General features: G+C 47.1%; 16 protein-coding genes. 5 read left to right on the forward strand and 11 right to left on the reverse strand.

Annotated elements, in window-relative coordinates; all coding sequences use genetic code 11:
- Window positions 1-229: 229 nt before the first annotated feature.
- Genes ACTQ1O_RS00225 through ACTQ1O_RS00250 form a run of 6 tightly spaced genes read right to left on the reverse strand, consistent with a single transcriptional unit; the run spans window position 230 to window position 9476 of the window.
- Window positions 230-3373 (reverse strand): type I restriction endonuclease subunit R, encoded by a 3144-nt coding sequence (locus ACTQ1O_RS00225; RefSeq protein WP_441485604.1) that lies wholly within the window; start codon window positions 3371-3373, stop codon window positions 230-232.
- A 17-nt stretch (window positions 3374-3390) separates the two neighbouring features.
- Complete coding sequence (locus tag ACTQ1O_RS00230; protein ID WP_441485605.1) at window positions 3391-3993, reverse strand: restriction endonuclease subunit S; 603 nt, start codon at window positions 3991-3993, stop codon at window positions 3391-3393.
- A 41-nt stretch (window positions 3994-4034) separates the two neighbouring features.
- Window positions 4035-5297, reverse strand: a complete 1263-nt coding sequence (locus tag ACTQ1O_RS00235; protein WP_441485606.1) for a restriction endonuclease subunit S — start codon at window positions 5295-5297, stop codon at window positions 4035-4037.
- Window positions 5290-6870: a type I restriction-modification system subunit M gene (locus ACTQ1O_RS00240; RefSeq protein ID WP_441485607.1), complete on the reverse strand. Its 1581-nt coding sequence runs from the start codon at window positions 6868-6870 to the stop codon at window positions 5290-5292. The genes ACTQ1O_RS00235 and ACTQ1O_RS00240 overlap by 8 nt, the downstream gene beginning before the upstream one ends.
- Before the next feature lie 23 nt (window positions 6871-6893).
- On the reverse strand, window positions 6894-7103 hold the full coding sequence (locus ACTQ1O_RS00245) for a helix-turn-helix transcriptional regulator (protein ID WP_441485608.1): 210 nt from the start codon (window positions 7101-7103) through the stop codon (window positions 6894-6896).
- 12 nt (window positions 7104-7115) lie between these two features.
- The gene (locus ACTQ1O_RS00250) at window positions 7116-9476 is read right to left on the reverse strand and encodes an NACHT domain-containing protein (protein ID WP_441485609.1); all 2361 of its coding nucleotides are present in this window, start codon (window positions 9474-9476) and stop codon (window positions 7116-7118) included.
- A gap of 597 nt (window positions 9477-10073) precedes the next feature.
- Between ACTQ1O_RS00250 and ACTQ1O_RS00255 the strand changes: the two genes are divergently transcribed.
- Together ACTQ1O_RS00255 and ACTQ1O_RS00260 are read left to right on the forward strand one after the other, a co-directional pair.
- On the forward strand, window positions 10074-10259 hold the full coding sequence (locus ACTQ1O_RS00255; protein WP_441485610.1) for a hypothetical protein: 186 nt from the start codon (window positions 10074-10076) through the stop codon (window positions 10257-10259).
- Between the two features lie 268 nt (window positions 10260-10527).
- The gene (locus ACTQ1O_RS00260; RefSeq protein ID WP_441485611.1) at window positions 10528-11199 is read left to right on the forward strand and encodes a hypothetical protein; all 672 of its coding nucleotides are present in this window, start codon (window positions 10528-10530) and stop codon (window positions 11197-11199) included.
- Window positions 11200-11490: 291 nt separating this feature from the next.
- Here the strand turns inward: ACTQ1O_RS00260 and rlmD are convergent, their stop codons facing one another.
- From rlmD to ACTQ1O_RS00275, 3 genes are all read right to left on the reverse strand, one after another.
- Window positions 11491-12873 (reverse strand): 23S rRNA (uracil(1939)-C(5))-methyltransferase RlmD, encoded by a 1383-nt coding sequence (gene rlmD / locus ACTQ1O_RS00265; protein WP_441485612.1) that lies wholly within the window; start codon window positions 12871-12873, stop codon window positions 11491-11493.
- A gap of 220 nt (window positions 12874-13093) precedes the next feature.
- Window positions 13094-14059 (reverse strand): 3'-5' exoribonuclease YhaM family protein, encoded by a 966-nt coding sequence (locus ACTQ1O_RS00270; protein ID WP_441485613.1) that lies wholly within the window; start codon window positions 14057-14059, stop codon window positions 13094-13096.
- 18 nt (window positions 14060-14077) lie between these two features.
- A complete protein-coding gene (locus tag ACTQ1O_RS00275; RefSeq protein ID WP_441485614.1) occupies window positions 14078-15613 on the reverse strand; it encodes a S1C family serine protease in 1536 nt (511 codons plus the stop codon).
- A 560-nt stretch (window positions 15614-16173) separates the two neighbouring features.
- Between ACTQ1O_RS00275 and ACTQ1O_RS00280 the strand changes: the two genes are divergently transcribed.
- The 3 genes from ACTQ1O_RS00280 to ACTQ1O_RS00290 are packed head-to-tail and all read left to right on the forward strand — an operon-like array spanning window position 16174 to window position 20825.
- The gene (locus ACTQ1O_RS00280) at window positions 16174-18552 is read left to right on the forward strand and encodes an endonuclease MutS2 (RefSeq protein ID WP_441485615.1); all 2379 of its coding nucleotides are present in this window, start codon (window positions 16174-16176) and stop codon (window positions 18550-18552) included.
- Window positions 18553-18574: 22 nt separating this feature from the next.
- Window positions 18575-19297, forward strand: a complete 723-nt coding sequence (locus ACTQ1O_RS00285; protein WP_441485616.1) for a response regulator — start codon at window positions 18575-18577, stop codon at window positions 19295-19297.
- A 25-nt stretch (window positions 19298-19322) separates the two neighbouring features.
- Window positions 19323-20825, forward strand: coding sequence for a sensor histidine kinase (locus ACTQ1O_RS00290; protein WP_441485617.1), 1503 nt, complete (start codon window positions 19323-19325; stop codon window positions 20823-20825).
- A gap of 246 nt (window positions 20826-21071) precedes the next feature.
- On the opposite strand, the gene ACTQ1O_RS00295 is transcribed toward ACTQ1O_RS00290, so the two are convergent.
- Both ACTQ1O_RS00295 and ACTQ1O_RS00300 read right to left on the reverse strand, forming a co-directional pair.
- Window positions 21072-21575 (reverse strand): tRNA (cytidine(34)-2'-O)-methyltransferase, encoded by a 504-nt coding sequence (locus ACTQ1O_RS00295; protein WP_441485618.1) that lies wholly within the window; start codon window positions 21573-21575, stop codon window positions 21072-21074.
- 99 nt (window positions 21576-21674) lie between these two features.
- Complete coding sequence (locus ACTQ1O_RS00300) at window positions 21675-22772, reverse strand: AIR synthase-related protein (protein ID WP_441485619.1); 1098 nt, start codon at window positions 22770-22772, stop codon at window positions 21675-21677.
- Window positions 22773-22971 lie beyond the last annotated feature (199 nt).

The raw sequence follows: 22971 nt of genomic DNA on the forward strand, positions 1-22971 counted from the left end.
TATCTCCTCAATTCTGTTTATCTGTAAAATTTGGTGCACTTCCAATTCCAAAGTACTATTCTGCAAAGGCCTTCAGATTTTGAATAATGGTCTTTTTTTGAACTGCTGTGCCAACGTAGCGGTGACATCCTTAATCTTATAAATGTTGCCATCCTGTACTGCCAGAAGCAGCGGTTTCATTAGCTCATTGTATTTTGGAACCAACATATTTACTCCTTATCCCACATGCTCACTCTTCTACTGGCTTGCTCCTAAAAGCAGTACCAATACCCGTGTATTTTTCAAAAAAGGCCTTCAGCTTATCAATGATGCTCTGTTTCTTATCCGCCCGGTTTGAGTTACCAAATCTTGAAATCGGTGGCATCAACTTATCTATATCTGTACCAGTCGTTTTCACTTCGCCATCACGGAATGCATTTTCCATGAACTCACGTGTTTCTTGTGGCTTGAGTCTCTCTTCACTAATGATTGTATTAAGATCAACTTCCCGCTGCTTTGATACAAATTCATTCCACTCATTCATGACATCATCTATTTCATTAAGTCCGGAAATGAAATTATCGATAAGCTGCTTCTTGCTTCGAAGTTCCGGGCTTGCATCAACAGCCTTATGGATAGAGACAAGAACTTCTTTGTCTTCGCAATGCGAATCATGATATTTCTTCACCAGCATCAGAATGTAATCAATGTTGATCTCGATCTGTTTTACCAACTCAATTTCAAAGACGATATCATCCGTGATGTCTGTACTTTCACCGTTCTCACGCCGCCTCTTCCATTCATCGCGAAGATCCTGATACTTACCAAGGTAATCCTGCAGATCACGTTCTGAAATAATCTCTTTTCCAGCAAAATCGTCAAATGAAAGCAGGAGATTACGCATACGAAGGATTGCACCAAACAGCGAGATAAAATCCCTCTGATTCTGTTCGCCGATAATCTGCGACTCTTCAACTGGGAATTTTGTTGTGAGTTCCTCAATCATGTCCTTATAGCCGGGCATGTCTTTTCCGTCTGCTGACTCATACCCGTAGTAATAATCCTTAAAGCTTCGCATAAGAACAATGCCACCGGCATTTTTATCACCAAAAAGTGAGATTGCGGCATCTACCCGCTTCTGAAGAGGACGGAAGCAGACAATGTTTCCAAAGGTCTTAATGCTGTTTAGGATTCGATTCGTCCGGCTGAAGGCCTGGATCAGTCCATGCATTTTAAGGTTCTTATCCACCCAGAGAGTATTAAGCGTAGTCGCATCAAATCCGGTCAGGAACATATTCACAACGATAAGCATGTCCAGCTCTTTGTTTTTCATTCTAAGAGAAACATCTTTATAGTAGTTCTGGAACTTATCGCTTGAGGTGTCATACTCAGTATGAAACATCTTGTTGTAATCCTGAATAGCGGATTCCAGAAAATCGCGGGAAGACTGATCGAGTGCAGACGTATCTTCAGGATTTTCCTCTTCCAGAATACCATCGGCTTCTTCCTCGTTAGGCGCATAACTATAGATAACAGCGATCTTCAGGCTCTTCGTGGGATCTTCCTTCATTATTTTCTTGAACTCTTCATAATAAAGTTTAGCCATCGGAACAGAAGCCACTGCAAAGATGGAGTTAAAGCCACTGATACGCTGCTTCCGCTTGACTTCCTCTACCTTCCCACGGTCTGCAGAAGCCACATCGGAAATATTCGTCAGTGTGTTGAACACATAGCTCTTATCACCCCGGTATGTCTTCTGGTCAAAGTGATCAAGGATATAGTGAGCAATAAGAGAGATACGCTCCGGCGCCTCAAAAGCTTTACGCCTGTCGATATCCCACACTTCCTCGTCATCGATATCAGCGTCCTCATCCATTGTTTTAATGTAGTCAACGCGGAACGGAAGAACGTTCTTATCGTTTATCGCATCAACAATCGTATAGGTGTGCAGGCAGTCGCCGAATGTCTGAGCAGTGGTTGCAAACTGAGCATTCTTTACACTACTGCCTGCATTTGCTGGAAAAATCGGTGTCCCGGTAAATCCAAACATATAGTACTTCTGGAAGTATTTAACAATAGCCGCATGCATATCACCAAACTGACTTCTGTGGCATTCATCAAAGATAATGACGATCTGCTTCTTATATACGTCTGCATCTTTATTCTTCTTGATGAATGTAGAGAGCTTCTGAATCGTTGTGATAATGATATGCGACTTCGAATCAGATAGCTGACGTTCCAGAACTTTGGTGGAACTGTTGCTGTTAGCTGCACCTTTTTCAAAACGGTCATACTCTTTCATGGTCTGATAGTCCAGATCTTTTCTATCTACGACAAAGAGCACTTTATCAATGAAGGAAAGCTGTGTAGCCAAACGCGCCGTTTTAAACGAAGTAAGAGTCTTACCGGAGCCTGTAGTGTGCCAGATGTATCCGCCTGCCGCAATCGTTCCATACTTCTTGTAGTTGTGCGCGATCTCGATCCGATTGATAATACGTTCTGTCGCCGTAATCTGATAAGGACGCATGACCATAAGCATATTTTCCGAAGTGAATATGCAGTATTTTGTCAGGATATTCAGAATCGTGTGCTTTGCAAAGAAGGTCTTTGCAAAATCCACCAGATCCGTAATCGGTCTGTTATTGGCATCTGCCCAGTAGGATGTAAACTCAAAGCTGTTTGAGGTCTTTTCCTTCTTCACATTGTTGGAAGAGGCATCCTTAATGGCGTTAAAACGGGTGCTGTTAGAGTAGTATTTCGTATTGGTTCCATTACTGATCACAAATATCTGAACATACTCAAACAGACCGCTTCCAGCCCAGAAAGAGTCTCGCTGGTAACGATTGATCTGGTTAAATGCTTCTCTAATTGGAACTCCACGCCGTTTCAGTTCGATATGAACGAGAGGAAGGCCATTTACCAGAACTGTGACATCATAGCGGTTGTCATGCTTTGCTCCCTGATCGGTACCGATCACATACTGATTGATAACCTGAAGCGAGTTGTTATGCACGTTCTTCCGGTCGATCAACGTGATGTTTTTCGTCATGCCGTCGTCGCGCTTTAAAACCTGAACATTATCTTCCTGGATCTTTCGTGTCTTTTCAACAATGCCTTCATTTTTATTTGCGACGATATCGCTGAAGAATCTGTCCCATTCATTATCAGAAAAGCTGTAATTATTCAGCGTCTCAAGCTGCCTGCGAAGATTTGAGACAAGATCCTCCTCCGTATGAATTGGCAGATAGGTATAACCCTGCTCACAGAGTAAGCGAATAAACTCCTTTTCAAGAGCCGCTTCACCTTGATACTGATCTGACCGGCGCTTTACCGGCTCATACTCTGTTACAACCGTATTTTCATTCGTCTCGGCGACGATATTAAAGTATGGCATGGCGAACTTCCTTTCTCTTAACTTTGCTTCTCCTTAAAGGTGAGAAGCTGATCCCTATAGTATTCGTACTGCTTCTGGCGGGCATCAATCTCAGCAGGAAGCCCGGAAGAAATATCTGTGCAGAGAGAATCAAACTTCTGGATTATGCTGACAAGCTTTTGCTGTTCCTTTAAAGAAGGTAGCGGTATTTGTAATGCCCGTAATTCTTTCATCGGAATGCTTTGCACTGTGCCCCCTGCCACCTTCTTCATATAGCTGTCCTTAATCGTGCTCGACATAAGAAGATATCTCAAAAAATAAGAATCAATCAACGTCTTTTTAGGCTTGATCGTATATACACCTTCCTTTATGTTCCAGTTCTCAGGTTTATGCTCAATTACCGCCGTTTCTCCTATTGTTCCAGTTCCCGAGAACAGTACATCACCTTTTTCAAGATTCGATCGATTATTACATAGCTTTAGTGCTTCGTCATTTATCCGATCCGTTTTATCCGTTGGAACTATTCTTCCGTCCTGAATTTCACGAATCGTGATGTAAAAATTCCTCGCATCATCAGTATTCAGCTTAAAGAATTGGCGCGGATTCAACCCAGTATTTAGAGAAAGAATCACATCATTCAATTCCACTTCTGCATACCCAAACACATACTGGAATAGCTTAATCAGATTCTGTCTGTCTGTCTGTCTGTCTGTCTGTCTGTCTGTCTGTCTGTCTGTCTGTCTGTCTGTCTGTCTGTCTGTCTGTCTGTCTGTCTGTCTGTCAAGATGCTGTTTCCGGTCTCAGCAAATGTCAAGAGCTGATCACGATAAAACTCATACTGTTTCTGACGAGCTTCTATCTCAGCAGGCAGGCCAATATTCAGGTCGGAACAGATAGCGTCGAAGTTATCCAGTACGGAAACAATACGGTTTTGAACTTCAAGTGGCGGTACAGGAATTTTTATCGAATTGAGAGCTTCTCTTGATATCCTTGGAATACTTGCACGCCGCACTCGAGAATAAATCAAATCTTGCTTACTTTTCAGCACATGAAACAGGTATCGGTTTCCTATCCGCTCTGAGCAGCTGAATGTATAGCAATCATCGGCGGCCCAGAAGTCATGATAACAATACCCTATATCTCCGGCTGCTCCCGCGCAAATGAGAAATGTATTATTCGCATCACGATTTTTTTCTTGGTAATAACCCATCGGGGTTAACGAATTCTGATAGACAGGATATTTTCCTTCTTCAGAAAGCTGAGTTCTTGTAACCCTTATTCCTCTATCTATTTCTACAACGCTCTGAAGAAGAACATACTCTGTTTCAGCATCAAAAGTCAGTAGTTCATCCCTATAATATTCATACTGTTGTTTTCTCGCTGTAAGCTCCGCTGTAAGCTCCGCTGTAAGCTCCGTGAAATTGTCCAGAATCCGGACAATTTCACGCTGTACCTCAATAGGAGGTACAGGAAACTTGAAGGTTGCAAACCTCTTCATATCTACAGAAGCAAAATTGCCTTGATTAAGATGTCCTAAACACCACTTATCAAGTTCGTAGCAATAATAGAAAAGAAATTTTATGTCAAACTGTTTTTTCCATTCGCTTTTTAACATTAGATAAGTAAACCTTTGATTTGCCAAGGATTTTACTTTAATTAATGCATGCTCTCCAATTGTTGCTGAAGTTGCTACAATAATTGAATTTTCAGGAAACAGTTCGCCTTTTACTGCTTTAGTACTCACGTGTTGTATCGAATCAGACAGAATCTGACCGTTTTCTCGAATGTCCTCCATTCGGAACCATGGAACCGTTCCATTTTCCCAATATGTACTATCCTTTTTTGAAGGAGTATATCCATTTCTTGTATCAAAAATATCCGAAAGACTGCGGAATTCCACCCCATCCGGGCACAGCTCTTTTATAAACTGATCGAGTTTACTCATTTGTATTTCCCTCCTCGATCTCAGCTACGATCTTGTCGATCTCATCCCTTAGCACCTGCTCACGAGCAACAATATCTTTGATCTGTGCATTCAGCTTTACGATATCAATCTTTTCCCGCTTGTCTTCCTGCTCAACGTATGTGCTGACGGAAAGGTTATAGTTTTCCTTCTTGACCTCATCATAAGTGACGAGACGGCAGAAATACTGCTTGTCCTCGCGCTTAGTAAACGCATCAACGATATGGTCAATGTTCTCCGGTGTCAGTTTATTATTATTTGTCACCTTAACGCACTCATTCGTAGCATCAAGGAAAAGGATCTTATTATCCGTTTTTCCTTTCTTCATCACCATGATGCAGGTAGCAATGGATGTGCCATAAAACAGGTTGCTTGGGAGCTGGATAATGCAGTCCACAAAGTTATTATCCACCAGATATTTACGGATCTTCTGCTCCGCGCCGCCACGGTACATAATGCCCGGGAAGCAGACGATAGCTGCCGTTCCGTTCGGAGCAAGCCATGAGAGCGAATGCATAATAAACGCCATATCAGCTTTGCTCTTCGGTGCGAGAACCCCGGCGGGTGAGTATCGCGGATCATTAATCAGAAGAGGATTATCATCGCCAGCCCATTTAATCGAATATGGAGGATTAGAAACGATCAGCTCGAATGGCTCATCATCCCAGTGCTGCGGATTGGTAAGGGTGTCCTCGCAGGCGATATCAAACTTATCGAAATCAATATCATGCAGAAACATATTGATGCGGCAAAGGTTATACGTCGTGATATTGATCTCTTGTCCAAAGAAACCTGTCACAACACCATCTTTACCCAGAATTTTTACAGCCTTTAGGAGGAGCGAACCGCTGCCACATGCAGGATCGTATACCTTATTGACCTTTGTTTTTCCGACAGTTCCGAGCCTCGTGAGCAGGATGGAAACGTCAGCAGGCGTAAAGAATTCACCTCCTGATTTTCCGGCATTTGACGCATACATGCTCATCAGATACTCGTAGGCATCACCGAAAGCGTCAATGTCGTGTTCCTGCACTGATCCGAGCTTCATCAGAGAGACGCCGCTTAAAAGCTTTACAAGCCTCTCATTTCTCTTGGCAACCGTGCTGCCAAGCTTGTTGCTGTTGACATCAAAGTCATCGAACAGGCCTGCGAAGTCTTTTTCAGATGGGCTTCCCTTTGCTGAATCTTCAATATTACGGAACACCTTCTCCAGTGTTTCATTCAGGTTCTCATCATCCTTGGCTCTTGCGGTCACATTTGCAAAAAGCTCACTTGGCAGAATGAAGAAACCTTTTTCCTGAACAAGTCCCTCGCGAGCGGTCTCTGCTTCCTCATCCGGCATAGTGGCATAATCAAAATCGGTATTACCAGCTTCGTGCTCACCCTTATTGATATATTCTGTTAGATTTTCTGAGATGTACCTGTAGAACATTGTACCGAGAACATAATTTTTAAAGTCCCATCCGTCTACAGCGCCTCTCAGTTCGTCCGCGATCGCCCAGATAGCACGGTGCAGCTCTTCTCTTTCTCTTTCCTTCTTGCTGTCAGTTGCCATTTTGATATATTCCTCCGTATTTACTATTTATCCGCATCCGCACTTTTTCCACTCTCAACCCAGGCATCTACTTCAGATAAGCGGAACTTATACTGGCGTCCAACCTTATGATATGGAATGGTTTCTTTTTTGATCCATAACCGTATGGTATCTTTGCTAACGCTCAGATGCCGTGCTATCTCTTCAAGGTTGATCCAGCGTTCGACTTCATTCTCGACCTTATTGCTTGTCATGCTCATACCTCTTCATCTGAAATCATTCTCTTTCTGTTCCTCAACAATTTTCTCATAGTAGGTCTTCACTTTTTCATATATCTCAACCATCCCTGCAGTTCTAGCCATATCAATGAAACTCTCGGTTCTGTCAGCATTGGATAGCAGCAATAGCGGATCCACCTTGTATTTATATCCGAAGCTTACAGCTTTCCCCTCTTCATCTCGTATCATCTCTGGAATCGCTGATTGATATTCAGATCCATTCGAAGAATCCAAGCGCTGAATATCAACATCGATCGTTCTAATTGCGGTGTGCTGTGTCGTATCTTCCTGGCTGACATATGTTTGTGTAAAGCCTCTCAAGAAATACGTGGCCCCGTTTTCACGCTTGATTGGATCAACGTTTGCTCCTAAAACAAAACTGTTATTCAGACCGAGAATATCCAGAATCAAGGCCATCAGGATATTTCTCGGAGAGTTGGTATCCATAATACAGTCAAATTTGTCTGCACCGGTTTTTGGCATGTAGCGCTTAACCGCTGCATCGTCTATCTCGGTATAAACGCACTCCTTATATCCATAGGACAAAAAGCGCATGAAGGTTTCCTTATTATCTGTACCCTTAAAGATCTCCTTTAGAAATGGCAGTATCAGGCACACTTCTGTTTTGGCAGGCGACATATGATACAACATCCGCAGTCCATCAAGATTCCTGAAGGATTTCATCTGCCGATGCCGCAGTGCTTCACCCATTTCCTTTGTCTTCTCCGTATCCTCAAAGTAGTAATACTCTGCAAAGAAATAATCCTGAAACCCCGGATCGATATAATAAATACCTGACTCCTGCTCGTACATCATACAAGCCGTTGCACATACATCATGCTCAAATCCGGCAAGAAGAAAAATGTTTGGATTCTCCAATTCTTCCTGTTTCTTCACATCCTTGAAGTACTTTTCAAATGTCCGGTGATCAAACTCAAAGACGCCATCCATATATGACAGCGAACAAAATGCTCTGAAAACCTGAGTGAATTCTTCACTGCTTCCCACGCTGTGGAAGAAACGATCAAACGCCTCTTTTTCCTCATCATGCCCACGAATCAGCACATCGTAGAGCATTTCGTATAAAGATGATTTATCTCCGTTTAATTCTTTCAGTTTTTCACAATTGCTGACGATAACCGTTAGCAGCATCGGATTTGTCGCGACAAAACCATCTCTCCTCAGATATCCTGTTCCTGGCTCGAAGAATGACATGACTGTTTTCTTTTCATCTGCGTCCTGTTTGCGCAGCAACAGTTTGTCAAGAAGCTGGTCCACCTGATCCTCATTCAATGGATGTAGATACAGTCTGACAAACCCTCTGATTCCTTCTATCGCAGAACATTGTCGTGATGTAATAATCACTTGCACATTCGGGTATCGATGCGTAAGCTCTGCGAGTTTTTTTTGAAAGAACTTAACCTCACCAGGATCAAGCTCATCCAGCCCATCAAAAAGTATCTGAGCCTGTCCTCGCTCAAGAACTTCTTTCGCGGAATTCTCCGTAAAGGAATCGTCGTACTCCCTTACTGTATCGACGATAAACGGTAGGAAACCATCGTATCTTGAAGAAAAGTTCCTTAATTCTGCCATTATTGGAAGCCGCCCCGTTTCATCGCTGTTCTCTGCAGCTTCAATAAAGAGATGCTGAAGCATGAGTGTCTTCCCATAGCCGCATCCACCGATCAGGATAATTTTCAGAACTTCGCCTCGTCTGTCATAGGTTCGAAGCTTCTCCAGAGTGGCGTTTTCAATATAGTTTCCCATTATACGATTAGGAAAAACTGCTGCTGATGTGCCTATGTTATTGCAAACAAATACATCGCTTAACAAGCATTCATCCTCGCCCGGAAGCCTGACCCATTTATACCGGTTCTCAGCTCCACGAAGGTATGTTTTAAATCCCACGGGCTCTGGCGACTTTTTATATTCTGCCGGGACAATATTATCTGCGGTTCCATATCCATTAACAATTGCAGCAAATTGAACCGCAACCGCTGCTGAGAACATTTTTCGATCAGGCACTTCCGCAATCTCAAATGTAATGCCAAAGCTTTGCATTATTTCCTTCAGATTCTTGGTATTTAAAACAGCAAGAAGTTGCTTTGCCAGATTATCCTCACTCAGATGCTTTGAAGCCTCTCCCCAGACTGAGCTGTCTGGCTTTCTCGAGCCAGTTACCCACTTTTCATAACTGCTGTCTGAAGGACAGATAATATTTTCGTCATAGTCTTCATCTAATCCATTTTCAAAGAAGAAGAAAGCAATTTTCTTCTTTGATTTATATCCATCAAGCCCACCACCTTTGTCAGGCAGATAGAACTTCTGCAAAAACTCACTGTACTCCACTTTATTGGCGTCCCCTCGTAAAAATTTGCTGTGTCCGCATCTGTCCGAACAATGTCCGCACTCGTGCGAATAATGTCTGCCTCTGTGTCAGCGATATAAAAACCCGTCAAATCTATACTGATATCAGATGGTTGAAAGAGCTCCTGACCACTTAAAACGGCTAGCTGATATGAGTAATTCATAGTTATTCATACTTATTATATGACATTTAAGGATGCGTTACAACAGTTTGATAAATATTTGTCAATTTGTCATAGGGACGTATCGAGATCGAAAAGCTCTACCCCCCCATCAAAACTAATCAGAAATGTCCGTATTATGAGGGTTTTCACGACCATGACCTGGATATGTCGTTAAACTGTCCGCTCTTCACAGGTGTTCCCCTTGGTGCACAAAGGTGGCTCACGCGACTGTGATGGTCACATTTGAAATGAGAGATCAACCTACGAATGGCCGTTGATCTCTTACTTCAGGAAGTAAAGCATCACCAGGCAATGACCTCTGATCAAGGCTGACCCGAACGCTTGGTGATGCACCTACAAACGAGGACATTGCTCATAGGGTAAGCAAGCCTCCATGACAAAAGGAGACAAGAGCATGTCAAACGAAGACTGGATTATCAATCTGGAAAACACAGCAGACGAGGTCGCCGGTATCTGCGGAAGCGAAGTTGTTCGCTTCATTCTCAGGGAGCACGGTGCAAGAAGCATCTATGACCTGAACCCGGGCGACTACGAGGAAGTATTCTCTGAGCTTTACGCCTACATCGAGAACTACGGCTGACAACTAAATATGGAAAGTCCTTCGGCTTCATCGCACAGCTAACGATCAAGCCAAGGCAAGGTAATCCCCTGCTCCACTCGGTGCGCCCTACCGCGGATAGACGAGTGCATCTCCGAATGGAGCAGGCAGCAAGGCAAATTTGGTTCAGCTTCATGCACAGCTGGCCGCCGATTAGAAACGGGGTAACCCGCTTAGGTGGCCTGAATGAAGGAAAAATTGAATCTGTCATCACGGACTCCCCGTTTCGGAAAGAAACGAGGACTCCAAAATGGCAATCAACGTCAAAGCAGTTAAGTTTTATGACAACGGTAGAATTTATGCAACAGTAGAAATTAAGACCTATGAGGATGGGCGAGTTGAAATCGTACCTCCTGACGGATACCGGATGTATCCGATGGATATTGAGACTGCTGACACCTCAGCACATGGGTATGCTTCAGAACTTATCCGCATGTGGTGGAAAGGCAGTCGTCAGTACAAATGCTACATGGTACCCGTCCCTGAGGAACTGTTCAAAGTGATGATGCGGCCTGACTGGTCGGAGGATAAGCGTAATCTCCGTTCACACAAGTGCCGTGTTGAAGGCGCTCATGGAACACCGATCATCTGCCGCAAAGCATCTTGCGTCGGATGCCCGAACGCCGGAAAAGATATGGAGACTAATCAGACGTCCTATATCGAAGACCTGAAGAAGAACAGCAGCTGGGAGCCTTCCACTGAAGACACAACAAGTGCTGTCGCTATGGATCACATTAATCACGAGGAACTCATTGACTTTCTTGCAAAGTATCAGAAAAAGCTGGCTAAAATCAAGCTTCTGGAGGAAGCAGGCTATAGCGTGAAGGAAATCCATAAAATACTGGATCTTTCCATCAACACGATCTATACAGATCGGAAGCGGATAAAGAAGCTGGAAAACGAATTCTTCAAAGAGGATTAAGATCACAGGAGGCGGTGCTGATGACGATTCTGCACCGCCTCCTTTTCTATTCCTGTTCAAATAGCGTTCCCACAGTCTCGACCTCTGAAAAATAGCCTTTTCACAGTCACAACCTACCCAAAATAGCAAAGCCACAGTCTCGCCCGCCAAAAATTCATCAAAATAGCCTTCCCACAGTCACGACAGAGCGATATTCACATTTTCCCGGACAGAAAAAGCGGCACCGGCCTCTCTTTTCAGAAAGACGGGTGCCGCAGAAATGGCTTAAACACGGGCTTTATAGCCACTTTTTCAATTTGTCCTAGTTAGCAGAGCGACTGTCTCGACGTGAACAGTCTCGCTGAACTGATCATACGGCTGCACGTATTCTATCCGAAATCCGTTCTCCGACAGAAATTTCAAATCCCTTGCAAGTGTTGCCGGATCACAGCTTACATATACGATCCGCTCCGGTTTCATGCGCACAAGCGTCTCCAGGAGTTTTGCATCGCAGCCCTTCCTCGGTGGATCCACGACTGCGATATCCGCACGGATTCCCTGGTTTTCGAGCCGGGGCACAACCTCTTCCGCCTTACCGACATAAAATTCGGCGTTCTCAATCCCGTTGAGCAGAGCATTTCTTTTTGCGTCCTCAATCGCTCTCGGCACGATTTCCACTCCGATAACCTGTCTGGCATTCCGGGCCAGAAAAAGAGATATGGTTCCAATTCCGCAGTACAGATCCATGACTGTTTCATTTCCATGAAGGTCTGCCAGCTCCAGCACCTTCTCATAGATGCGCTGTGTCTGAACCGGATTCACCTGGTAGAAAGACGCGGGAGAGATCTGATACCGTACGCTTATTCCGAATCTCTCGGATTTCAAAATATCTGTGATATATTCCTGGCCCCAGACCGGCTTCACCGGACCATTCATTATGACATTTGTCCTTTTGGTGTTGCTGCTGAAGGTCAGTCCGGTCATTCCGGGAATTTTTTCCAGACGTGTTACAAGATCTTGACTGGCTGTTATCCTGTCGCCATTGATTATCAGGCACACAATGATTTCGCCGGTTGCGAATCCCTTCCGGATCAGGATATGACGAATCAGTCCCTTTCCGGTTTCTTCGTCATATGCCGGAATGCGGTTATCCTTCATCCAGCTGAGAATCGCGTTCAGAATCTCCCGGTTCTCTGAACAGCCCAGCAGACAGTCCGGACTTGGAATGATGGTATGGGTTCTTCCGGCAAAAAAACCCGCTATCGGTTTGCCGTCGCGGTCTGTGCCGACCGGAAACTGTGCCTTGTTCCGATAGCGGAACGGAGATTCCATTGCTATGATTTTCTGGATTTCAAGGTTTTCAAAGCCACCGATTCTTTTCAGATCATTCCGTACCTTATTCTCTTTCATTGCCAGCTGTGCCGGATATGACATCATCTGCAGCTGACATCCCCCGCATCGAAGCGCTACAGGGCACGGGGGCTCAACTCTGTCGGGAGAGGCCTTCAGCACATGTTCAAGCCTGCCGTAACCGTAAGACTTTTTTGCCTTGATGATTCTGACTTTTGCCCGGTCTCCCGGTACGGTGTCCTTGACAAACAGGGTATACCCGTCCTCTGTCCGCCCGATTCCCGCACCGTCTTGCCCGATGTCGATAATATCCGCCGTTACGGTTTCATTTTTCCTGTATCCCATACTTCCTTCCGATTTCTGATGTAATCCCACATGTATCTCCCGACCCGTTCTTCTTTCAGCTCACCAGGGTCTTCGACTCTGTCCGGATGTCAGCCTGCCCGGATCACTGACTCTTCCCGGATGTCAACCTGCCCGTGTCAATGATTCTTCCGGATGTCGGCCTGTCTGGGTCACTGACTCTTCCCGGATGTCAGCCCGTCTTCATCTCCTGTTCTGCCTCTTATTTCAGCTCGTCCAGATCTCCTGTCCTGCGGATATTGGATTCGAATACACGGTTGTATCCTAACCACTCATCCATCGGCTTCTGGGCATTGGACTTGAAGAGCTCGGTCATGGTCTCCAGTCTCGCATCCGCGTTATCTGCCAGGTTCAGCGCAAGCGCCTCAGCAAGTGCCGGTTTTTTCGGAGAACCATACTCATACTCTCCATGATGAGCCAGGATGCAGTGCTTCAGGTCCGACTCCAGCTTCGCGGGGAATCCCGGAATTGTTCTGGCCGTGTCGTGAATCATCTCCGCTCCGATCATGATATGTCCGAGAAGCTGACCGTCATCGGTGTAGTCATTCTGCGGGAACGAGGAAATCTCCACCGTTTTTCCGATATCGTGACAGATTGCGGCCGTGAGCAGCAGATCGGAGTTCAGGATCGGATAATATTTGGTGAAGAAGTAGCACATGTTTGTGACGTACAGCGTGTGCTGCAAAAGTCCGCCGACAAAGGCGTGATGAATTGTCTTCGCCGCAGACGCGCTCTTGAAGCGTCTGATAAATTCCGGATCGTCGACAAAGTAATGATTCAGAAGCTGGTGCAGATAGGGATTCTTTACCTTGTTGATGAAGTTCAGGAGCGCGCCGAACATCTCATCGATATTCTTGTCGCTCGTTGGAAGATAATCGGACGGCTTGTACTCCCCTTCCTTCGCGACGCGAACTCTTTTCAGAGAAACCTGAAGGGATCCGTTGTATCTCGATACATCGCCGATGATGTCCACATAATCCAGCGCGTTAAAATCGTCGATGCCCGGTGAATCCGGGTCCCAGATCTTACCGTCAACCGTTCCGGTCTTGTCCATCAGTATCACGTTGTCATAGTTTTTGCCGTTTTTCGTTGTCGCGGAGGTCCTGGATTTTACCAGATAGATTCCGCTGATTTTCATTCCTTCATTCAGTTCCTGAATATATAGCATAAAAGCCTGTCCTTCCCGTTATTTCTCTCCCAGTGTGACGCTGAATGTAACCTGTGCGTATCCTTCAGCCCCTTGTCTCATGGCAGTGACTGTAATTACGTTATCTGCCTTCAGCTTTAGCAGAACGTTCTCCAGATCCTGAACTGTCCTGATCTTTTTCCCGGATATATCTGTGATGACATCATATTCCTTGAAACCCGCAAGCATCGCCGGTGAATCCTGTGTTACCTCAGTAACCAGAAGACCGACCGGGATCCCCGTGGTCTGCGACAGACTTTCGGTTACCTCTCTTCCTTTGATGCCCAGATACGCGGTCGTCTCATTGTTCGACAGTCTCTGAATCAGGGCCTTGATCCCGGAGATGGCATAGGCGGTGATCGTAGTGCCTTCGTCACCGATGTTCTGTGGAATCAGTCCGATGATTTCACCTTTCATATTCACAAGGATTCCGCTCGTGGAGCTGCTTCCTTCCATATCTGTCGTCAGGATGCTGTATTCGGAATCCACGGCAGATATCTTGTTCGAGACCGAGGTTACTATCCCGTTTGCAACGATATCACTATAGCCCATCAGGTTTCCGAGCGCAAGTACCGGATCGCCCTGGTGAACGGAATAGGAATTTCCGAGAGGAGCAACCGCAAGCTCGCTTTTCGCAGTCTCGCTTATGTCCGACGGAGCGACTGTCAGTACGGCCAGACCCGTATCGGAATCCGACTTTCTGAGTGCAGCCTGAACCATTGAGTTGTCGCTGAATTTGACCATGATATTCTCAGAGCCTTCTACCGCACTGCTCTCAGTCAGGATGTAATCGTTGTCCTCTGTCTCGGCGATCAGTATGCCGGCTACCTGCTGCTGTGTCTGATAGTCCTCATTGAAATAATCGAGCTGACTGGTGACACCGATGACTTCTACAAGCGATCGTTTTGCCTCATCCGCAGTCTTCAGCATGTCCTGATAGAGCTGCTGATATTCTTCCAGCGTGATCCCATTCGATCCGGCCGCACTCTCTGTCCCGTTTGCGTTCGAATCCTCCGCAGCCGCCTGTCCGGAACCGGATTCTGAAGCAGACTCATTTCCGGATACAGAAACTGTCGCAGCCGAGGTGGAGACAGAATCTGTCGGGGAGAGATACTGTGCCGTTCCTTCTGATCCAGATGTGGTGGTTTCGGAAGCGGATGAGAGCGCAGTATTCTCCGATGACGATGAAACGGACGCCTGTGCTTCCGGGGCGGAATCCTCCGGTATGGTTATTTTCTCCTTGTCTGCCTCGAAGGCTCGTCTTGCCGCAGGGTATATGCCAGCGTGTACAAATGCAGAAATCGCGCCGATTGCCACTCCGATTCCGATCACGGAGAGTACACGTATGACCTGTGCTTTATGGCTTCTGGGTTTTTTGCGGATCACCTGATTAATGAACTGGTAGTTATTCTTCGTTTCTGAATCGGTTTTCTCTGCGGAAGTCTCAGCAGAAGACGGGCCGCGCATTTCAGCGGAATCGGATTTTTCCCTTTCTTCGGCCGATTCCGGATTTGTCTTGAATGTATCGTCCTTCATAAGATTTCTCCATAGGGCGCGGGCATTCTTCCGCCGTGCGCTCATAAGAAAAACGGTTATCCGCTGCCCGGGTGTCAGCTTCCTCTGCGGTCAGCGGCCATTGGAATCTCGATATAACGATGTAACTATAGCAAAGACATATGAACATTTTATGAATGTCCTGCGGTTTCTGACGGTATTTTTGACTCAGACGGTTTCGAAAATCTGATTTTTAGAGTATGATAAGTAATGGTATGGCTTTGCCTGTTTATGCATTGCTTCAAAGAACACACGACAGTTGTAAATGTATAATCACCAGATTTGGCAATAATGAATGGTGTCTAAAAACGAGATAAAACACGCTGCGCGAGTTTTATCTCGCTATCGCGACGCTCGCCGCACACGAATACTTCGCATTCGGCTGCGGCTCACTGTTCGCGTAAATAAAAAATACAAGAACACGATTTAGATACAGACATACATCCGATACTGGCATGACTCATATTGTGGCATAACTCAGATAATGGCATACATCAGACAAAATATATAAGGATTTATTAAGATACAAGGATACAAGATCGATGAACGAACGAGCACTACGAGTACTGGAATACGATAAAATACGAACGAAGCTGGCTTCTCACGCCACGAGCGGACCCGGACGCAGGAAATGCATGGAGCTGGAGCCGTCCCCGGACATCAATGAAATCAAACGGATGCAGCAGGAAACCACGGATGCGGTGAGCCGTCTGTTCCGCAAGGGGAGCATTTCCTTCGGAAATACCAAAAATATCGGTCCTTCTCTGAAGCGTCTCGATGTCGGGAGTGCGCTCTCGATGACGGAGCTTTTAAATATAGCGGGTCTTCTGGAAAATGCCGCCAGGGTAAAGGCCTACGGGCGGCATGAGAATAATGAGACAGAAGGAGATTCTCTGGATGCGATTTTCGATCTCCTTGAACCCCTGACTCCGCTCTCCACTGAGATCCGCAGATGCATTCTCTCCGAGGATGAGGTTGCGGATGACGCAAGCCCCGCCTTGAAAAACATCCGCCGCCAGATTCAGGTCTGCGGTGACAGAATCCACTCCACCCTGAATCAAATGATGAATGGACCGCTCAGGGCCTCACTCCAGGACGCCGTGATCACGATGCGTGACGGGAGATACTGTCTCCCGGTTAAAGCCGAGAACCGCGGAAGTGTCCCGGGAATGGTCCATGATCAGTCATCCACCGGTGCGACGCTCTTCATAGAGCCGATGGCTGTTGTCAAGCTCAACAATGATATTCGTGAACTTGAGATCAAGGAGAAGAAGGAAATCGAGGTTATTCTGGCGAATCTGAGCAATGAGGCGGCAGGGCATATCGAGGATCTCGAATATGACATGCAGAACATGACCGAGCTTGACTTTATTTTCGCAAGAGGCGCACTTTCTCTGGAAATGAACGCCTCTCAGCCTCTTCTGAACACGGAGGGAAGGATTTCCCTTCGCAAGGCGAGACATCCTTTGATCGAGAAGCACCGCGTCGTTCCGATCGATATTCGTCTCGGTACTGACTTTGATCTTCTGATCGTGACTGGTCCGAACACAGGAGGAAAGACTGTATCGCTGAAAACAGTGGGGCTGCTTACCCTGATGGGACAGTCCGGTCTGCACATACCAGCCCTGGACCGCTCCGAGCTTGCTGTTTTTTCCGAGGTCTATGCGGATATCGGTGACGAGCAGAGCATCGAGCAGTCGCTGTCGACCTTCAGTTCTCACATGACGAATATCGTGAGCTTTCTGGACAAAGCGGACCGGAATTCGCTCGTGCTCTTTGACGAACTCGGTGCAGGAACGGATCCGACCGAGGGAGCGGCGCTTGCGATCGCGATCCTCTCCTATCTTCACGGCAAGGGGATCCGAACCATGGCGACGACGCATTACAGCGAGCTGAAGATCTTTGCGCTCAGCACACCGGGTGTTGAGAATGCTTCCTGCGAGTTCAATGTGGAAACACTCAGGCCGACCTATCGCCTCCTGATCGGTGTTCCGGGTAAATCAAACGCCTTTGCGATTTCCCGGAAGCTTGGTCTTCCTGACTACATCATTGACAGTGCAAAGCAGCAGATCAGTGAACAGGATGAATCCTTTGAGGATGTTCTCACTTCTCTGGAACAGAATCGTATCCAGATGGAGAATGACCGGCGTGCCATTCAGTACGAAAAGGAACAGCTGGCCAAAAGGGAAAAAGAGCTCGAGAACAGAGTCCGGAACCTTGAGCAGCAGAAGGAAAAAATCATCCGGAAGGCGAACGAGGACGCGCACAGTATTCTTCAGGAAGCGAAGGACTACGCCGACCAGACAATGAAGGATTTCCGCAGATTCGGCAAGAACGCTATCAATTCCGGAGAGATGGAACGGAAACGAAATGCTCTCCGAAAACAGATGAACAAGACGGAAAGCAAGCTTGCGTTGAAACCCGCGGAACGTCCGAAGAAAGAGCTGAAGCCATCGGATCTGCAGCTGGGAGATTCTGTTCACGTTCTCAGTCTGAACCTGAACGGAACGGTCAGTTCTCATCCGGACAGCAAGGGATACCTCTTCGTCCGCTGCGGCATCATACGCACAAAGGTTCACATCAGCGATCTCGAGCTCGTGGACGAACCGGTCATCACTTCGAAGCAACTTTCCCGCACCAGCACCGGAAAGGTAAGAATGGCGAAGGCCATGTCTGTTTCCCCGGAAATCAATGTTCTCGGAAAGACTGTGGACGAAGCGGTCGCAGAGCTCGATAAGTATCTGGATGACGCTTACATCGCACATTTAAACAGCGTACGAATTATCCACGGGAAGGGTACCGGAAAGCTCAGAAAAGGCATTCACGATTATCTCCGCAGACAAAAGCATGTGGAGAGCTATCACCTGGCAGAGTACGGAGAGGGTGATGCCGGTGTTACCATCGTAAATTTCAAGAAATAAGGAATCCGGAAGGAGGCCGGTTATGGCGGCAAAGCAGAAAATTCTCATCGTTGACGATGATAATAATATAGCGGAACTGATTTCCCTTTATCTGACGAAGGAATGTTTTGAATGCAAAATTGTAAATGACGGAGAGGCAGCCCTGAAGGCTTTTCCGAGATTCCGTCCCGACCTGATTCTTCTGGATCTGATGCTCCCCGGGATGGACGGATATGAGGTCTGCCGGGAGATCCGCCACAAATCGAAGGTACCGATCATCATGCTCTCCGCGAAGGGTGAGGTTTTCGATAAGGTTCTTGGCCTTGAGCTCGGGGCGGATGATTATATCATCAAGCCGTTTGATTCCAAGGAGCTTGTCGCACGGGTAAAGGCCGTTCTCCGTCGTTTTCAGAACACTGCTGCCCTCCCAACGGAGGAACCGGAAACCGTCGCGCAGCCGGCGAAGGCAGTGGAATATCCGGATCTCATTATCAACCTGACCAACTACTCTGTGACGTATCGCGGAGAAAACATTGAGATGCCGCCGAAGGAACTGGAGCTTCTGTATTTTCTTGCCTCCTCACCGAATCAGGTATTCACCAGAGAACAGCTTCTCGACAATATCTGGGGCTATGAATACATCGGTGATACGAGGACGGTCGACGTCCATATCAAGAGGCTTCGGGAGAAGATCAACGGAAATCCAAACTGGACGATCTCCACCGTCTGGGGAATCGGATACAAGTTTGAAGTATTGAAGAAGTAAAGATTGAAAGAATTGAAAAGGAATCATGCGCAGTCATAAAATCATCCATAAATTCATCCTCCTCTATCTTGTCATCGGCCTTGCGATCTTTATCTTCCTCTCCACGGCGGGCTCGGCGATGATTCAGAAAAAGGTGCTGAATGAAGAAAGCCTGAATCTGTATGAAGAAGCGTCCAATATTGCTCAGGACCGTTCGATTCTTACTTACTCCCGTTCTGCAACAGATGAAATCTCCGAACCCTCGTCCGATACCGAGACGCAGACTCTCTATGACAGCCTTTCCAGGCTCTCGCTCTATCAGAGTTGTCAGATCTGGCTGATCAGCCCAAAGGGCAAGGTCTACATGAATACAAGCGAACCGCTGAATACCTATGTTCCCGTGACACTGGACGGATTTGATCCGGTTGCGCTTGGCTCAAACTATTACAGCATCGGAACCTTCTTCCACTATTTTGACACCGATTATCTCAGTGTGATGATTCCGATTACCTCTAATCTGAATATCCGCGGATATGTCGCTGTTCATATGGATATGAAGAAAATTATCTCACTGAAGGAGGGTATTCTCGCAAGAGTGCATGTCATGACAGGAGTCATCTACTGTGCCTTTCTGTCTGTACTTGTGCTCCTCTATTTTTCCGTACTTCGTCCGCTCAAGAAGATCACCATCGGCACGGAAAAATTTGCGGAAGGTGACATGAAGTATAATATCCGGGTGAAATCACAGGATGAAATGGGCCATCTCGCGGCATCTCTGAATGTGATGTCCGATGAAATCAGCAAAAGCGATGAATATGAGAAGCAGTTCATTGCGAATGTATCCCACGATTTTCGTTCTCCTCTTACTTCGATCAAGGGATTCGTCGAGGCGATCCTGGATGGCACCATACCCGCAGAGATGCAGGAGCGCTATCTGCGCATTGTTCTGAATGAGACCGAACGCCTGACAAAGCTTACAAACGGCATCCTGACACTGAACAGCATGGACCAGAAAAAAAATCTGCTTCACATCAGCGTTTTTGATCTCAATGAAGTGATACGAAATACAGCTGCCTCTTTTGAGGGAATCTGCACGCCAAGGCAGATTTCCTTCCAGATCACACTGACCGGAGAAAGGCTTCCCGTTCTGGCGGATCAGGAGAAAATCCAGCAGGTTCTCTACAACCTGATTGACAATGCGATAAAATTCAGCCGGGACGGCTCTGTCATCGAACTGGAAAGTGATATCCGGCACGACAAGGTGTTCTGCACGGTCCGTGACCACGGCGCCGGCATACCAAGAGCATCCCTGAACAAGATATGGGATCGTTTTTACAAGAGCGACGCGTCAAGAGGACGCGAGAGAAAGGGAAACGGACTCGGTCTGTCGATCGTAAAGGAAATTATCAATCAGCACAAACAAACGATTACCGTGATCAGCACAGAGGGAGTCGGGACAGAATTTATTTTCTCGCTGAAGCCGGCTCCTGAAGATCTGACGGAGACATCGACCATCGCGCAGGCGTCACAGCAGCACGATGAATTCTGATCCGGTTTCCGAAAAATTGCCCGGGATTCCGCGACAGTCTTCCGTTCACTCAGCAAACCGCCATTATACGGTTTGTGGTGCCCTGCCTGCATTTGTGGTGCCCCGCTTGCGGGGCATAAGTGTCTCTTAACATAGTCAGCAAAGCATCTGAAAATAAAGCCCGCTGCCTCGCTGCTTCACCGCTCTCGCATCTGCTGCATGCAACCGGCTTCTTCGGTCCGCAGATAGTCGGGCGGATCTGCCACATCAGACTCTCCAGGTATAGTTTCGCAGCTGTCCCTCTTCCAGCATTCCCTCAAAGTTATGCTGTCGGAGTGCCTCATAGAGAACGATTGACACAGAGTTCGCGAGATTCAGAGAACGGATCGTGTCCAGCATCGGAATACGGATTGTCGTTGCCTGATTATCGTACAGAATCTCCTCCGGGATGCCCGCGCTTTCCTTCCCGAACATTATGTAGCACTCGTCTTCAAAGGATACGTCTGTATAGCAGCGCGGTCCCTTCGTGGAAGCGAAATAGATTATTGCGCCGGGATGCTGTCCGATGAAGTCCTCATAGTCAAGGTATCTGGTGACATCCAGACTGCTCCAGTAATCCATTCCCGCCCTTTTCACAGATTTCTCCGACAAGTGGAACCCAAGCGGCTCTATCAGGTGAAGGCTTGCCCCCGTGGCGGCACAGGTGCGGCCGATGTTTCCGGTGTTCGAAGGGATCTCCGGTTCATGAAGTACAATATTGAAATGTGCCATAGGTTTCTCCGTTTTTTCTGATTATCTCTGATTATCTTTGATCAGCAGTCTTTCCCTCGCTACAATTTGTATATCTCATCCTGCTGCGGCTTTCTTTGGTCAGCACTCTTTCCCTCGCCACAATTTGTATATCTCATCCTGCTGCGGCTTGTCCAGATAACGGATCTCTCCCTGGTTATGCAGGATTCTGTCTCTTCCGGATGTGGTTCTTCCGATGACTTTTGCGGGAATTCCGGCATTTACAAGTTCTTCCGTCAATGCGTCTCCCCTCCCGGTAAGAACCAGAAGAGAACCTTCCGAATAAATCTGGTATGGATTCAGATTAAAAAACTCACAGATTTCCACACTTTCCTGCCGGATCGGTATCTCCCGCAGATTGATCTCCAGTCCTGCGCCCTCGGCTTCCGCAAGCTCCCAGAGTGCGCCGAACACTCCTCCCTCCGATATATCATGCATCCGTACCGTCTCGCGGTCTGCCCCTGCAATTTCAGCCTCCGGGACGACAGAGAGATCCTCTCTGAATTTTTTCGCGGCCTCGATGATATCTCCGGTAAATCTTCCGGAAAGTATCTTCTCCCGTTCTGAAGCAAGCAGCATGGCGGCCGCGATTCCTGCCGATTTTGTCATAACGATGTCGAAGCTGCGCTTCTCATTACAGGATTTCTCCGAACATCTCTCCTTCGCAGCAGACCAATCCGCCTTTGTATGTGCATCGGATCCGTCCCTGTTGCCGGACGATACGCACGGAAATGCGGAACAGATCTGACTGTCCAAAGGCACACCGATTCCCGTCACGGCAATGATCTCGCTTCTCACGGACCGGCTGACCGTTGTATGACCGCCGGCGATACTTACACCAAGATTTTCAGCCGTCTGTTCCGCCGCCCGCAGGATTTTCTTCAGGACAGCTTCCCCGGTATCTTCTGTGAGAATGAGGTTCAGAATCACCGCACGACCCGCCGCTCCCGCAGCGGCGAGATTGTTTATCGCCGCATGGATCGCAAGGATTGTCCGGATCACCGGATCCGCATCAAGATCAAGAGAAACCGACGGCGAGATCACTGTACTCTCTCCCGTTCTCAGGATCGCGGCGTCTCCTCCCTCATACGGTCCGGCTGTCAGATCAGATCCGCTGTGGCGGATCTCCTTGAGAACAGACCGGTTGAGTACCGCTTCTGAAATTTTTCCAACTCTCATATTATCGCCTCAAAATTTCTGTACCCGATGCTTTCGATTCCTGTAACGAGTCTGACCGGCCAATTTCCTGGACTGCTGCTCTCTAACCGGACATTTCCGGCACTGCCGCTGTCTGCTTTCTGATCGGTCATTTCCGGTACTGTCACTGTTTTAACGACCATTGGTGACACGGCCACAGTCCGGATTCTGTCACTTCTCC

This window comes from Bilifractor sp. LCP21S3_A7 (assembly GCF_052118825.1).
GTDB lineage: Bacteria > Bacillota > Clostridia > Lachnospirales > Lachnospiraceae > Bilifractor.

Coding starts and splice junctions, on each gene's coding strand:
- ACTQ1O_RS00290 (WP_441485617.1), top strand. CDS start 19,323: ATGCGCAGTCATAAAATCATCCATAAATTCATCCTCCTCTATCTTGTC.
- ACTQ1O_RS00270 (WP_441485613.1), bottom strand. CDS start 14,059: ATGCTATATATTCAGGAACTGAATGAAGGAATGAAAATCAGCGGAATC.
- ACTQ1O_RS00285 (WP_441485616.1), top strand. CDS start 18,575: ATGGCGGCAAAGCAGAAAATTCTCATCGTTGACGATGATAATAATATA.
- ACTQ1O_RS00260 (WP_441485611.1), top strand. CDS start 10,528: ATGGCAATCAACGTCAAAGCAGTTAAGTTTTATGACAACGGTAGAATT.
- ACTQ1O_RS00245 (WP_441485608.1), bottom strand. CDS start 7,103: ATGACAAGCAATAAGGTCGAGAATGAAGTCGAACGCTGGATCAACCTT.
- ACTQ1O_RS00235 (WP_441485606.1), bottom strand. CDS start 5,297: ATGAGTAAACTCGATCAGTTTATAAAAGAGCTGTGCCCGGATGGGGTG.
- ACTQ1O_RS00295 (WP_441485618.1), bottom strand. CDS start 21,575: ATGGCACATTTCAATATTGTACTTCATGAACCGGAGATCCCTTCGAAC.
- ACTQ1O_RS00255 (WP_441485610.1), top strand. CDS start 10,074: ATGTCAAACGAAGACTGGATTATCAATCTGGAAAACACAGCAGACGAG.
- ACTQ1O_RS00280 (WP_441485615.1), top strand. CDS start 16,174: ATGAACGAACGAGCACTACGAGTACTGGAATACGATAAAATACGAACG.
- rlmD (WP_441485612.1), bottom strand. CDS start 12,873: ATGGGATACAGGAAAAATGAAACCGTAACGGCGGATATTATCGACATC.
- ACTQ1O_RS00275 (WP_441485614.1), bottom strand. CDS start 15,613: ATGAAGGACGATACATTCAAGACAAATCCGGAATCGGCCGAAGAAAGG.
- ACTQ1O_RS00225 (WP_441485604.1), bottom strand. CDS start 3,373: ATGCCATACTTTAATATCGTCGCCGAGACGAATGAAAATACGGTTGTA.
- ACTQ1O_RS00300 (WP_441485619.1), bottom strand. CDS start 22,772: ATGAGAGTTGGAAAAATTTCAGAAGCGGTACTCAACCGGTCTGTTCTC.
- ACTQ1O_RS00240 (WP_441485607.1), bottom strand. CDS start 6,870: ATGGCAACTGACAGCAAGAAGGAAAGAGAAAGAGAAGAGCTGCACCGT.